Source organism: Nocardia sp. NPDC004415, assembly GCF_053602435.1.
Genome location: NZ_JBSGDP010000012.1, coordinates 19,296 through 32,921, shown reverse-complemented (window position 1 = coordinate 32,921; position 13,626 = coordinate 19,296). Strand labels below are relative to the sequence as shown.

The 13,626-nt window shown below is 70.2% G+C and carries 12 protein-coding genes; all 12 read right to left on the bottom strand.

Annotation, left to right across the window (positions count from 1 at the left end; all coding sequences use genetic code 11):
* Window positions 1–173: 173 nt before the first annotated feature.
* Complete coding sequence (gene dprA, locus ACWEMY_RS08365; protein ID WP_452389433.1) at window positions 174–1,325, bottom strand: DNA-processing protein DprA; 1,152 nt, start codon at window positions 1,323–1,325, stop codon at window positions 174–176.
* 52 nt (window positions 1,326–1,377) lie between these two features.
* Window positions 1,378–2,886, bottom strand: a complete 1,509-nt coding sequence (locus ACWEMY_RS08360; protein ID WP_452389432.1) for a YifB family Mg chelatase-like AAA ATPase — start codon at window positions 2,884–2,886, stop codon at window positions 1,378–1,380.
* Window positions 2,886–3,242 (bottom strand): YraN family protein, encoded by a 357-nt coding sequence (locus ACWEMY_RS08355; RefSeq protein ID WP_375929247.1) that lies wholly within the window; start codon window positions 3,240–3,242, stop codon window positions 2,886–2,888. The genes ACWEMY_RS08360 and ACWEMY_RS08355 overlap by 1 nt, the downstream gene beginning before the upstream one ends.
* A gap of 87 nt (window positions 3,243–3,329) precedes the next feature.
* On the bottom strand, window positions 3,330–3,635 hold the full coding sequence (locus ACWEMY_RS08350; RefSeq protein ID WP_011210678.1) for a DUF2469 domain-containing protein: 306 nt from the start codon (window positions 3,633–3,635) through the stop codon (window positions 3,330–3,332).
* A gap of 47 nt (window positions 3,636–3,682) precedes the next feature.
* Window positions 3,683–4,387: a ribonuclease HII gene (locus ACWEMY_RS08345; RefSeq protein WP_375929248.1), complete on the bottom strand. Its 705-nt coding sequence runs from the start codon at window positions 4,385–4,387 to the stop codon at window positions 3,683–3,685.
* Between the two features lie 21 nt (window positions 4,388–4,408).
* A complete protein-coding gene (lepB, locus tag ACWEMY_RS08340) occupies window positions 4,409–5,167 on the bottom strand; it encodes a signal peptidase I (RefSeq protein ID WP_452389431.1) in 759 nt (252 codons plus the stop codon).
* Between the two features lie 85 nt (window positions 5,168–5,252).
* On the bottom strand, window positions 5,253–5,594 hold the full coding sequence (rplS, locus tag ACWEMY_RS08335; RefSeq protein ID WP_019048201.1) for a 50S ribosomal protein L19: 342 nt from the start codon (window positions 5,592–5,594) through the stop codon (window positions 5,253–5,255).
* A gap of 164 nt (window positions 5,595–5,758) precedes the next feature.
* The gene (locus ACWEMY_RS08330; RefSeq protein WP_452389430.1) at window positions 5,759–6,646 is read right to left on the bottom strand and encodes a hypothetical protein; all 888 of its coding nucleotides are present in this window, start codon (window positions 6,644–6,646) and stop codon (window positions 5,759–5,761) included.
* A gap of 21 nt (window positions 6,647–6,667) precedes the next feature.
* Entirely contained in the window at window positions 6,668–9,061 is a 2,394-nt protein-coding gene (locus ACWEMY_RS08325; protein WP_452389429.1) for a Tex family protein, read from the bottom strand.
* 47 nt (window positions 9,062–9,108) lie between these two features.
* Window positions 9,109–10,281 (bottom strand): alpha/beta hydrolase family protein, encoded by a 1,173-nt coding sequence (locus ACWEMY_RS08320; RefSeq protein WP_452389428.1) that lies wholly within the window; start codon window positions 10,279–10,281, stop codon window positions 9,109–9,111.
* A gap of 116 nt (window positions 10,282–10,397) precedes the next feature.
* Window positions 10,398–12,011: an AMP-binding protein gene (locus ACWEMY_RS08315; RefSeq protein WP_452389427.1), complete on the bottom strand. Its 1,614-nt coding sequence runs from the start codon at window positions 12,009–12,011 to the stop codon at window positions 10,398–10,400.
* A complete protein-coding gene (locus ACWEMY_RS08310; RefSeq protein WP_452389426.1) occupies window positions 12,008–13,618 on the bottom strand; it encodes an AMP-binding protein in 1,611 nt (536 codons plus the stop codon). The genes ACWEMY_RS08315 and ACWEMY_RS08310 overlap by 4 nt, the downstream gene beginning before the upstream one ends.
* Window positions 13,619–13,626: the final 8 nt, after the last annotated feature.

Genomic DNA, 13,626 nt, shown 5'->3' with positions numbered 1-13,626 from the left:
TGTACGTGGGCTCGACCAGCAGTACTCGGTCGTGCCCATCGACGAACAATACGCCGGACCCGACTCGCTTGCGAGGAACTGCATCGGCGGTTGCGACGAGTTCGGAACCCATGGTGCACAACGGTATCCGCCCGATCCGTTGCCACACGTCACCGAATCAGGCAGGACTGATCTCATGTCTTGCGTTCGGTGGCGGTACGGAACCAGCCGTCGGAGTCGCAGCCGACCAGGTCGGCGAGTTCGAGGCCGACGAGGACGGCACGGACGGTGGCCAGGTCCAGACCGGATTGGAGGGCGAGGTCGCGGGGAAGGCGGGAGCCGACGGCGGGAAGGGCGGCGTAGACCTCGGCCTCGGCACCGCGCAGGTGAGCGGCGGGGTCCACGGCGTGATCGCCGACAGGCAGACGCAGGGGGCCGGCTTCGTCGATGACGTCCTCGGCCCGGGTGACCAGCAGGGCTTCTCCTTCCCGGATCATGCGGTGGCAGCCCACCGACGCGGCCGAGCCGACGGGGCCGGGTACGGCCATGGCGGGGCGGCCCAGGCGGCGGGCCCACTTGACGGTGTTGCGGGCCCCGCTGCGCAGTCCTGCCTCGACTACCAGAACGCCGTCACCCAGAGTGGCGATGAGCCGGTTGCGGGCCAGGAAGCGGTGTTTCTGGGCGCTGGTCCCCGGTGGGTATTCGCTCAGGACCAGGCCCGTGTCGGCGATGGCGGCGATCAGACGGTCGTGTTGGGCGGGATACGGGCGGTCGACACCGCAGGCGAGGACCGCGACGGTCGCACCACCGACCGCCAGGGCGGCGCGGTGGGCGGCGGCGTCGATCCCGAAGGCGGCGCCGGACACGATCGTCCAGCCCCGGCACGCCAGGTCGGACGAGATCTCGTTGGCCACCTGTACCCCGTACCCGCTGCTGCATCGCGAACCGACCACGGCGACAGCACGTTCGGAGGCCGCCTGTAGCGACAGCGGGCCTCTCGCCCACAGCACCAGCGGAACTGCCCCGTCGCGATCACGTTCGGTATCGAGCTGGTTCAGCCCGAGCATGCGCCAACCGGGCCATTCGGGATCGTCCGGAGTGATGACACGGCCACCGAGCCGCATCATGGTCTCGAGATCCGCTGTAGCCATGTCGATCTCGCGCCGCGCGGCCACCGGCCCCCGCAGCGCGTCGGGCAGCTCGTACTCCCGCACCGCGCGCGCCGCCTCCCGCACCCCCACCGAGCCGATCAGTGCCGACAGCGGCGCACACGGCCCCTGGACCACCCGTGACAGATACACCCACGCGAGCCGGGCCTCCTCCACGTCCTCCGCACTCCGCTCCACCCCGGTCACCGCACACCCCGCTCTCGACACCCGGTCCCCACACAGACGACCGTCACTGCGCACCCCGCTGCCGGAAGTTCAACGACGACAACACGTCCTGGACCGTCGGCACCTCGCCCCCGCGCAAGTCGCATACCGTCCACGCCACGCGGATGGCGCGGTCGGCGCCGCGCGCCGACATCCGGCCCAGGCGCAGGGCTGTTTCGATCGGGGCGATGGATTCGCGGGGTAGGCGGAAGCGCTGGCGCAGGATGTGGCCGGGGACTTCGGCATTGGTGGTCCAGCCGTCCTCGCTCCAGCGGTCCAGGGCGCGGGCTCGGGCCGCGGCGACCCTGGCCGCGACCGTCGCGCTGGTCTCGCTGTTCTGGTCGCCGAAGGTCGCGCCGGCCTGACCGTGCATCTGGACCCAGATATCGATGCGGTCCAGCAGTGGACCCGACAGTTTGCCCAGGTAGCGGCGGCGTGCCAGCGGAGCGCAGATGCAGTCGACATCGCGGGCGGGGGCGCAGGGGCACGGGTTGGCGGCCAGGACGAGCTGGAAGCGGGCCGGGTAGCGGGCGACGCCGTCGCGGCGGGCGATGCGGACCTCGCCTTCCTCGAGCGGGGTGCGCAGGGCTTCGAGGACCTTGGTGCCGATTTCGGCGCATTCGTCGAGGAACAGCACGCCACGGTGTGCGCGGCTGACCGCGCCCGGCCTGGCCATGCCGGAACCACCACCGATCATGGCGGTCACCGACGTGGAGTGGTGCGGGGCGACGAACGGGGCCAGCGTCAGCAGCGGTTGTTCGGCCGAGAGCGAGCCCGCCATCGAATGGATCGCGGTGACCTCGAGCGACTCCGCCTCCGACAGCGGTGGCAGCAGGCTGGGGAGCCGTTGCGCCAACATGGTTTTGCCGATGCCGGGCGGACCGGTGAGCAGCAGGTGGTGTCCACCCGCGGCGGCCACCTCGAGTGCCCAGCGTGCTTCGTCCTGACCGACCACATCGCTGAGATCACCGCACGGCACCTGCGCTCCGGGCACCGTGCCGTCGGGTTCCAGCAGTTGCCCTTCGCCACGCAGCCAGGCGACCACCGTCCGCAGGCTCCGCGCGCCGAGTACCTCGATCCCTTCGACCAGACCGGCCTCGGCTACCGCCTCCGCGGGCACCACCACGGTGGGCACGCCCGCATTGCGGGCCGCGATCACCGCGGGCAGCACTCCGCGCACCCGGCGCACCCGGCCGTCGAGTGCCAGTTCCCCGAGCAGGACGGTCTTGACGAGTCGTTCCCCCGGCACCGCCCCGGACGCGTCGAGCACCGAGACGGCGAGGGCGAGGTCGTAGACGCTGCCCACTTTCGGCAGCGTCGCCGGGGACAGCGCCAGGATGACCCGCCCGTCCGGCCATTTCTCACCGGTGTTGGCGACCGCCGAGCGCACGCGGTTGCGCGACTCCTGCAATGCCGTGTCGGGCAGGCCGACCAGATTCACCGACGGCAACCCCTGGCCGATATCGGCCTCGATCTCCACGATCTGCCCGTCGACCCCGGTGACCGCCACCGACAGCGCCCGTCCGAGCGCCATCAGAACGCCGCCGTCAGATGGTCGATGACCGGTGTGCTGCCGCGCGGCAGCAGCACCGAGACCACGTCGAACCGGATCCGCCGCCACGGGCCTTCCTGCTCGGCCAGCCACAGCAGGGCCAGCCGCCGGATCCGCTGCTGTTTGCTGAAGGTGACCGACTCGGCCGGGGTGCCGAACCCCAGCCCCGACCGTGTCTTCACCTCGACGAACGCGGTCACCGACGGGTCCTGGACGATCAGGTCCAGTTCCCCGTACCGGCACCGCCAGTTGCGCGCGATGATCTCCATGCCGGCTTCACGCAGATACTGCGCCGCCAGCTTCTCCCCGTATGCGCCGAGCGCCTGTTTGCTTCCCACCCCGCCGACGATGCCGCGCCACCGCGGCGGCACCGCCGGGCCGACCTGGGGAAACAGAAAACCTGTGGAGAACTTCTCGCCTGTGGACTACTCCGGCAGGCGCAGGTCGGGCTTCTCCAGTTCCTCGATGTTCACATCCTTGAACGTGATCACCCGGACGTGCTTGACGAAGCGGGCGGGGCGGTACATGTCCCAGACCCAGGCATCGCTCATCCGCACTTCGAAGTAGACCTCGCCGTCGGCGTTCTGCGGCCGTAGCTCGACGGAATTGGCCAGGTAGAAGCGGCGTTCGGTCTCCACCACGTACGAGAACTGGCCGACGATGTCCTTGTACTCGCGGTACAACGACAGCTCCATCTCGGTTTCGTACTTCTCGAGATCCTCAGCACTCATCGGGTGGGACGTCCTCCTGCTAGCAGCGCCGCGTACATTGACTCACATCATCGCGCATGGGCCGCGCGGGTAGCCACTCGGCTACCGCCCGGCACGTCGAGCTCGCGCACATTGCGCCAGGACCGGCGGTGTTCGGTACTCGGTCCGAGCTGCCGCAGAGCGGCGGTGTGTTCGGGCGTGTTGTAGCCCTTGTGGGCGGCGAAGCCGTAGCCGGGCAGCTGCCCGTCGAGCTCCACCATCATCCGGTCCCTGGTGACCTTGGCCAGGATGCTCGCCGCCGCGATACAGGCCGCCGTGCCGTCGCCGCCGATGACCGGCAGCGACGGCGCGGGCAGGCCGGGGACCTTGAAGCCGTCGGTGAGGATGTAGCCCGGGGTGTGCCCGAGCCCGGCCACGGCCCGGCGCATGCCCTCGATATTGGCGACGTGGATGCCGATCGAGTCGATCTCCCACGCCGGGACCACCACCACGCTCCAGGCCAGCGCCAGGCGCTGCACCACCGGAAACAGCTCCTCACGGGCCGCCTCGGTGAGTTTCTTGGAGTCGTCGAGCCCGGACAGCTTGTCGTAGGCCTTGGGCGCCAGCAGGCACGCGGCGATGACCAGCGGTCCCGCACACGGCCCGCGCCCCGCCTCGTCGACGCCGGCCACCGGCCCGAGGCCGCTACGGATGAGCGCCGCCTCCAGCGTGCGCAGCCCGCCCGCGCGGCGCATCACCACCCGCGGCGGCCAGCCGGTCCGATCCTGCCCCACAGTTCGATTGTCCTCGTCGTCTCAGTTTTCCTGCGCGTTCTGCGTGCGCACCGGGCCGATCCGGCTCGGCGGCCAGATCTTGAACACGGTCTTGCCGCGCACATTGTCCACCGGCACCGTGCCCTGCAGGTCGTCGCTGACATGGGCGCGCGAATCGGCCGATTCGTTGCGGTTGTCGCCCATCACCCACAGGTGCCCCTCGGGGACCTTCACCGGCCCGAACACCCGGCCCGCCGGGTAGACGGCGTTGGGGCGGTCGGTGTACCAGGGATAGTCCTTCTTGATGTAGGGCTCGTCGAGGGGTTTGCCGTCGACCATCACCCTGCCCTGCGGGTCGCAACACTGCACCGTCTGCCCGCCGACCGCGATGACCCGCTTGACCAGGTCGTTCTCGTCGGGCGGGACCAGCCCGAAGTAGGACAGGAAGTTCTGCACGCCGCGGACCACGGCATTGTCGGAGCGGATGGACTTGTAGTGCCCGTTCCACGACGGCGGGCCGACGAACACGACGACATCGCCGGGTCCGGGCTCGGAGCCGTAGTAGCTGATCTTCTGCACGTAGATGCGGTCGCCGATCAGCAGCGTGTTCTCCATCGACTGCGACGGGATCACGTAGGGCCGCCCGACGAAGGTGACCATCAGCGCGGCGATCACCGCCGCGATCACGATCAGTATCGGCAGTTCCTGCCAGAACGGGCGTTGCTTCTTGTCGCCGCGTTTGCTCCTGCGCCGTCCGCCTTCGTCACCCGAATCGGACACCGACCCACTTTCGTCTGCCACGCCGAACAGAGTAGCCCGGCGCCCCGACCGAAGTCGGAGCGCCGGGCTACTCGAAATTTCCGGGCTCCCAAGAGCTACCGCAAGATCAGCGCTTTTCCTTGATCTTGGCGGCCTTGCCGCGCAGATCGCGCAGGTAGTACAGCTTGGCGCGACGCACGTCACCGCGGGTCACGACATCGATGTGGTCGATGTTGGGGCTGTGCACGGGGAAGGTGCGCTCGACACCCACACCGAAGGACACCTTGCGGACCGTGAAGGTCTCGCCGATGCCGCCGCCCTGACGCCGGATCACGACGCCCTTGAAGACCTGGATGCGCTCCTTCGAGCCTTCGATGACCTTCACGTGCACGTTCAGGGTGTCGCCCGGACGGAAGTCGGGGACATCGCTGCGCAGCGACTTCTCGTCGACGAAATCAAGGGTGTTCATTTTCCACCTTTTCGGATTCTTCGCGCGAACAGAGGAACCTGGCGGCACTGACGTGCGCGACCGGTTCGTGCTCAGTACAGGAGTGCTCTCGGACATGACTCGCCCAAGGCAACCGGTTCATTGTGCCAGACCAGGCGGCCGCCGCCGAAATCGGGCGGCGTGGCTCACTCGCTCGCGGCGTGCTCACCGGGCTTGTCGACGCGGCGGCGCGGCAGATGCGGGTGTGGCGGCGGTGCGGGCGGCGCCGGGACCACCTTGCGGCTCAGCTCGACTTCGGCGGCGGTGCGCGCGTGCTCGATGTCGGGTTTACCGGCGATGAGGTCCTGGATGAAGATCTTCGCGCGGATGACCGGGCGGCGGTAGCGGCGTTCCCTGGCGACGGCCCGGTTCATCGTCTTGGGCCGGTTGCCGTAGCGCCAGCGGGCCCACGGCGCGCCGGGTCGGCTCAGCCGGATCGCGCCGACCAGCAGCAGCGGTGCGAAGAACATGCCGAACAGGCCGGTCCAGATCTTGCCCTTGGCGATCACCACCGCGGCCAGGAGCAGATTGAACAGCAGCGATATCGCCAGGCCGGTGCGCACCCACAGGCCGCGTGACTGCCGGAAGTCGTCGTAGTCGAGGAAGGTGTCGGGCTGCACGCCCAGCAGCAGCAGGCCGGTCACCGCGACCGCGACGAAGACCGCGTCGACCGAGGTACGGCCCTGTTCGGACCAGTAGACGTCGCGCAGGTAGAAGATCAGCGCGAACTCGTCGAGGACCAGCGCGGCGCCGATACCGAACAGGGCGGCGAGCACGCTGGAGGTGACCTGGGTGGAGTCCTCGGCGGTCGCGATCAGGCCGATACCCGACAGCAGCACGGTGATCACGCCGAACACCACGTGGTGGATGTGGGTGTCACCGGCTTTGACATTGCCCGGCCACCAGCGCACCTGCGCCCGGATCAGCCGCACGCTGATCCGGATGACCACGAAGCCGAGGATGAAACCCAGCAGGAAGCACAGCAGGGGCAGGCGGCCGTGCGCGATCACGTCGTCTTCGAGCCACCGTCGCATGCCGCCCGCCCTGTCGTCGTGCTACTGACCGAACCCCGCTCGCCGCAGGGCGTCGGCCATCGAGCCGCTCGGCGCCGCCGCGGGCTTGCGCTGGTTGCCGCCGCGACCCTGACTCTGGCCACGGCCCTGTGCCTGCCCGCGGTCACCGCCCTGGCCGCGACCGGCGCCCTGAGGACGGCCCTGGCCACGGTTCTGGCCGCGCGGTGCGCCGCCATTCCGATTGTCCCCCTGCGCGGGCTTGCCGGGCTCGTCATCGAGGCGCAGTGTCAAACCGATGCGCTGGCGGGCGACGTCGACCTCGAGGACCTTCACCTTGACCACGTCGCCGGACTTGACCACCTCGCGCGGGTCCTTGACGAAGGAGTGCGACAGCGCCGAGACGTGCACGAGCCCGTCCTGGTGCACGCCCACGTCGACGAACGCGCCGAAGGCGGCCACATTGGTGACCACGCCCTCGAGCACCATGCCCGGCTTCAGGTCGGCCACCTTCTCGATGCCCGCGGCGAACTCGGCGGTCTTGAACTCCGGGCGCGGGTCGCGGCCGGGCTTCTCCAGTTCGGCGATGATGTCGCTGACGGTGGGCACACCGAATTTCTCGTCGGTGAACTCGGCCGGTTTCAGCGCGCGCAGGGCGCCGGTGTTACCGATGATCTCGGCGATCGGCCTGCCGGTGGTCTCGAGGATGCGGCGCACCACCGGGTAGGCCTCGGGGTGCACGGCGGAGGTGTCGAGGGGGTCTTCGCCGCCGCGGATGCGCAGGAAGCCCGCGCACTGTTCGAAGGCCTTGGGGCCGAGGCGGGGTACCTCGAGCAGCGCGGTGCGGCTGCGGAAGGGACCGTTCTGGTCGCGGTGGGCGACGATGCTCTCCGCGACCGACCCGGACACGCCCGACACCCGCGAGAGCAGCGGCACCGAGGCGGTGTTCACGTCGACACCGACCGCGTTCACCGCGTCCTCGACGACCGCGCCCAGCGAGCGGGCCAGCAGCGTCTCGGACACGTCGTGCTGGTACTGGCCGACACCGATCGACTTGGGATCGATCTTGACCAGCTCGGCGAGGGGGTCCTGGAGACGGCGGGCGATGGAGACCGCGCCGCGCAGCGAGACGTCCATGTCGGGCAGTTCGGCCGAGGCGTAGGCCGAGGCCGAGTACACCGACGCGCCCGCCTCCGAGACCACGATCTTGGTGGGCTTGTTCTCGGGGATGCGGGAGATGAGTTCGGTGGCCAGGGCGTCGGTCTCGCGCGAGGCGGTGCCGTTGCCGATGGCGATGAGCTCCACGCCGAAGCGGGCCACCAGGGCGGCCAGCACGGCCAGGGACTTCTCGGTCTGCCCCTGCGGCTTGTGCGGGTAGATGACCTCGGTCGCGACGGCCTTGCCGGTGGCGTCGACGACGGCGACCTTCACACCGGTGCGGTAGCCGGGGTCCAGGCCCATGGTGGTGCGGGTGCCCGCGGGGGCGGCCAGCAGCAGGTCGCGCAGGTTGGCGGCGAACACGTCGACCGCGTCCTTCTCCGCGGCCTGACGCAGCCGCATCCTGGTGTCGATCCCCAGGCTGACCTGCAGCTTCGTACGCCAGGCCCAGCGCACCGTATCGAGCAGCCAGGAATCGGCCGGGCGGCCCTGGTCGGCGATGCCGAAGGCGACCGCGATGCGGCCCTCGTAGATCGTGCGTTCGCCGGGCGCGGGCTCCTCGGTGTCGGGTTCGAGGTGCAGGGTGAGCACCTCTTCCTTCTCACCGCGCAGCAGCGCCAGGATGCGGTGCGAGGGCAGCTTGTGGAAGGGCTCGCTGAACTCGAAGTAGTCGGCGAACTTGGCGCCCGCCTCCTCCTTGCCCGCGCGCACCGTCGAGGTGACCTGACCGCGGTTCCACATGAGTTCGCGCAGTTCACCGACGAGGTCGGCGTCTTCGGCGAAGCGCTCCACCAGGATCGCGCGGGCGCCCTCGAGCTGTTCGGCGGTGTAGCCGGCGGGGTCGGTGGTGGGGTCGCCGATCAGCGCGTCGGCGACGGGCTCGTGGCCTGCCTCGCGGGCGATCTGGGCCTTGGTGCGGCGCTTGGGCTTGTAGGGCAGGTAGATGTCTTCGAGGCGGGCTTTGGTCTCGGCGAGCATGATCTGGGTGTGCAGGGCCGGGTCGAGTTTGCCCTGGCCCCGGATGGATTCGATGATCGCGCCGCGGCGCTCGTCGAGTTCGCGCAGATAGCCGAGACGTTCGTCGAGCTGACGCAACTGGGCGTCGTCGAGGCCGCCGGTGACCTCCTTGCGGTAGCGCGCGATGAACGGAACCGTCGAACCGCCGTCGAGCAGTTCGACGGCGGCGCGGACCTGGGTCTCGCGCACCCCCAGTTCGTCCGCGATCCGCCTGCCCACGCTGGCCAGGGTGGTCGTGCTTTCAGTCTCGGGCGCTGTCGTCACGACCGCAGAGACTACAGCTCCGGACCGACACCCGGCGGATGCCCAGGTCAGCGGACCGTCGTGATCTCGGGATCGGTGATCGGGCGATCCAGGACGGTGTCGGCGCGTCCGCGCAGGAACTTGTCGAACATGGCCGCGACATAGGTGCGCACCAGCGCGGCCATCCGGTCGGGGTCGATGGCGCCGACATAGCTGGCGGCCAGCGGCCGGGCGGCGGACGGGATCAGCGCGGGCAGGTCGGTGAAGTCGTAGTGCGCCGAATCCGCAACGGACAGATGCCGTTTCCAGCCGGTGGCGTGCTGCCAGAACGCGTCGAGGGAGGGGTTGGCGTCACCGACCTGCTCGATCTGCGCGCTGGTCAGCACCAGGGTGGGCCGGTCGATGCCCTCGGTCACCGCGCGCCCGAAGTCCTCGTCGACCCCGAGCTGACCGTCCAGGTCGACCGCGGCGTCGATGCGCCGGTCCTCGTGCATGGCCTCCACCGCGGTGTAGCCGCCGGAGGAGTGGCCGACGGTTCCCACCCGCTCCAGGTCGAGGACCTCGCCTAGCCCGGCGGGCAACGGGTCCTGCTCGGCGTCGGGATCGGTTCCGGTGGCGAGACCGCCGAGGGTGTCGAGCAGGAAGGCGAAGTCCGCCAACCGGGTCGCGATGTACTTCTGCCGGATCTCGGGGTCGAAGCCGTTGGGGGCCACCGCGGGACGCACGATCCGGCCGCCGGGGAATTCGACGGCCGGACCGGCCTCGTAGGTGTGGTCCACGGTCACCACGACGTAGCCGCGCGAGGCGAGGTCTTCGGCCAGGCCGGTGCCGAGGATTCGGGAGACACCGGCGCCCGGGGTGTACAGCACGACGGGATAGGTGCTGCCGGTCCGGGCGGGGGCGTCACGGTGCGCGTGGGTCAGCACGCCCGGCAGCTCGGCGCCCAGCTTCTGTTCCAGCGTGGGGAGCAGCTCGGTCGAGGCGTAGTGCGCCCGCGGGTAACGGTCGGCGCCGGTCGCCGGGTAGAAGACCGAGACCATCAGTTCCCTGGCGCTGCTGCCGGGGTCGAACGGGTCGGGGCGCGCGGTGTCGACCAGGTGCAGCGTCGTCGTGCCCACCGGCAGGTCACCGGTGGGGCTCGGCAGCACCGTCACCGTGCCCGGTCCGGCGGTACCCGCGCCGACGCTGCTCGTCACCAGCGCGGCGACTGCCGCCGCCAGCACGATCGTCCGACGAATCACCTTGTCCCCCAAGCGGAATCTACTTCCCCGGCGGTGATCGTCACCCCCACGGCCGCGGTCACCATAACAAACCGGTGACCGCGCCGGGGCCCGACGGCGCTGTCCGGGAAGCGGATTCAGCCGAGCAATTGCCTGGCCAGCTCCCGCATCTCGGCCTTGCGGATCTTGCCGGTGACCGTCATCGGGAACTCCTCGACCACGTGCACATAGCGCGGGATCTTGTAGTGCGCGAGCTTGCCCGCGCAGAAGTCGCGCAGGGCCGCCGCGTCGAGCACGGCCGCGCCCTCGCGCAGCCGCAGCCAGACCATGAGCTCCTCGCCGTACTTCGCGTCGGGCACCCCGATGACCTGGGCGTCGAGGATGTCGGGGTGGGTGTAGAGGAATTCCTCGATCTCGCGGGGATAGATGTTCTCGCCGCCGCGGATCACCATGTCCTTGATCCGGCCGGTGACCGAGAGGTAGCCCTCGTCGTCCATGACGCCGATGTCGCCGGTGTGCATCCAGCGGGCCGCGTCGATCGCCTCGGCGGTCTGGTCGGGCTGCTCCCAGTAACCCAGCATCACCGAATAGCCGCGCGTGCACAGCTCGCCCGGCTCACCGCGTCGCAGGGTGCGGCCGCTGGCCGGGTCGACCACCTTCACCTCCAGGTGCGGGCCGACCCGGCCTACGGTGGCGGTGCGGCGATCGATGCTGTCGTCGCGGCGGGTCTGGGTGGACACCGGGGACGTCTCGGTCATGCCATAACAGATGGCGACCTCGGCCATGCCCATCCGGTCGATGACCCGCTTCATCACCTCCACCGGGCACGGCGAGCCCGCCATGATCCCGGTGCGCAGGCTCGACAGATCCGGCGCGGCACCGGAGTCGAGTTCGGCCAGCATGGCGATGAACATGGTCGGCACGCCGTAGAGCGAGGTGCACCGCTCGGCGGCGACCGCGTCCAGCGTGGCGGCCGGATCGAAGGACGGCGCCGGGATCACCACCGCCGCACCGTGCGAGGTGGCCGCCAGATTGCCCATGACCATGCCGAAGCAGTGGTAGTAGGGCACCGGCACGCACACCCGGTCGGCGGCGGTGTAGCCGCACAGTTCGCCGACGAAGTAGCCGTTGTTGAGGATGTTGTGGTGACTCAGGGTCGCGCCCTTGGGGAATCCCGTGGTGCCCGAGGTGTATTGGATGTTGATCGGGTCGTCGGCCGAGAGTCCTGCCGCGATCTCGGCGAGCAGGGCGGGGTCCGGGGCCGTGGCGGCGACCGCCTGCCACTGCGGTGTGCCCAGGATCAGGACCTGTTCCAGGGCCGGGCAGTTCGGCCGGACCTGCACGATCATCGACACGTAGTCGGAGGTCTTGAACTCCGGCGCCGCGATCAGCAGCCGCACCCCGGCCTGTCCGAGGACGTACTCGAGTTCGCTGGTGCGATAGGCGGGATTGATGTTGACGAGGATCGCGCCGATCTTGGCGGTCGCGTACTGGACCAGGAACCACTCCGCGCAGTTCGGCGCCCAGATGCCGACCCGGTCACCGGGGGCGATGCCGAGTGCGGCCAGGCCGGTGGCGACGGCGTCGACGGCGGCACCGAGTTCGCGGTAGGTCCAGCGGCGGCCGGTCGGGCGGTCGACGAGCGCGTCGTTGCCGGGGTGGGCGGCGACGGTGCGATCCAGGTTCGCGCCGATGGTGTCGCCGAGCAGGGGCGTGTCGGCGTCGCCGCACGCGTAGGACAGGTCGGTCACCGGATCTCCTCGTTCCGCAGCAGGAATCGCTGCACTTTGCCGCTGGGGGTCTTGGGCAGGCTGTCGACGAAGTGCACCCGGCGCGGATAGGCGTGGGCGGCGAACTCGTCCTTGACCAGCTGCTGGAGTTCGGCGGCCAGTTCGGGAGTACCCGCGACGCCGGGACGCGGCACCACGAACGCTTCGACGACCTCGCCGCGCAATTCGTCCGGCCTGCCGACCACGGCGGCCTCGGCGACCCCGTCGTGCAGGACCAGCACGCTCTCGATCTCGAACGGGCCGATCCGGTAGCCGGCCATGATGATCACGTCGTCGTCGCGGGAGCTGAAGTGGAAGAAGCCCTCGGTGTCGCGGGCGCCCACGTCACCGGTGAGGTACCAGCGGCCGTCGGCGGTGAAGCGGCTCGCGGTGCGTTCGGGGTCGTCGAGGTAGCCGAGAAACCATAGGAGGGGGCTGTGGTCGGTGTCGATGGCGACGCGGCCGATCTCGCCGGGTGCGGCCTCCCGATCGGCGTCCTCGGCCAGGACCGCGCACGACCAGCCCGGCAGCGACCTGCCCATCGAGCCGGGCGGTGCCGGGACATCGAGTGCGGGATGCCAGGCGTGGCAGATGACCATCCCGTGCTCGGTCTGCCCGTAGTGGTCGCGCACGGCGACGCCGAGGGCTCGCTGCGACCAGGTGACGACATCCGGGGTGAGCGGTTCCCCGGCCGAGGACGCGCGCCGCAGCGCGAAACCCGGCTCGAAGGGCTCGTCGTCGGCGCGCAGGGCCCGGTAGACCGTGGGCGCGGCGGCGAAATTGGTGACGCCGAAGCGGTGCAGCACCGCCCGGGTGAGCGGGGCGGAGAAGCCCGCGTGCAGCAGCAGGGTGCGCACGCCCGAGGCCAGCGGCGCCAGGATCGCGTAGTAGAGGCCGTACGCCCAACCCGGGTCGGCGCCGTTCCAGTAGACGTCGTCGGGGCGCACGTCCAGGGCGAACTCCTGGTAGGCGTGGAAGGAGGCCAGCGCGCGGACGGGGATCGGCACGCCCTTCGGGGTGCCGGTGGTGCCGCTGGTGAACAGCTGGACCAGCAGACCGTCACCGCCGACCACCGCCGCCTCCGCCCGTGGATCATCGGCGCGGTGCGTGGCCAGCAGGGTGCCCCAGTCCAGGGTGCCGGGAACCCCGGCGCCCACGACGATCGTGTGCCGGTCGGAGTCGCCAAGCTTGGCGGCCTGATCGGCATCGGCGACGACGACCTTCGCGCGGGCGGCGTCGAGCCGGAACTCGACCGCGGGCGGGGCGAAGGCGGTGAACAGCGGCACGTGCACCGCGCCGCGCCGCCAGATCCCCAGCAGTGCCACCACCAGCTCGGCCGACTTCGCCATCAACGTGGCCACCCGGTCCCCCGGCTCCACCCCGAGCTCGGCCAGCGCGGCCGCGAAACGCTGCGAGGCCTCGCGCAGCTCGCCGTAGGTGAGCTCGCGCGCGCTCAGATCGGACTCGACCACCGTGACGGCAACCTGCCCGGCCGGATGCCGGTCGCACAGCAGCTCGGCCGCGCAGGCCCCCGGTCCGTCGTAGTGGTCGAGCAGGGCACTCACCCGCGCGTCCAGGTCGGTACTCATCGCAGTTC

What these genes read in the sequence shown, in the direction of transcription:
- ACWEMY_RS08310 (WP_452389426.1), bottom strand. Translation starts at nt 13,618, where the DNA reads ATGAGTACCGACCTGGACGCGCGGGTGAGTGCCCTGCTCGACCACTAC.
- ACWEMY_RS08330 (WP_452389430.1), bottom strand. Translation starts at nt 6,646, where the DNA reads ATGCGACGGTGGCTCGAAGACGACGTGATCGCGCACGGCCGCCTGCCC.
- rplS (WP_019048201.1), bottom strand. Translation starts at nt 5,594, where the DNA reads ATGAACACCCTTGATTTCGTCGACGAGAAGTCGCTGCGCAGCGATGTC.
- ACWEMY_RS08350 (WP_011210678.1), bottom strand. Translation starts at nt 3,635, where the DNA reads ATGAGTGCTGAGGATCTCGAGAAGTACGAAACCGAGATGGAGCTGTCG.
- ACWEMY_RS08360 (WP_452389432.1), bottom strand. Translation starts at nt 2,886, where the DNA reads ATGGCGCTCGGACGGGCGCTGTCGGTGGCGGTCACCGGGGTCGACGGG.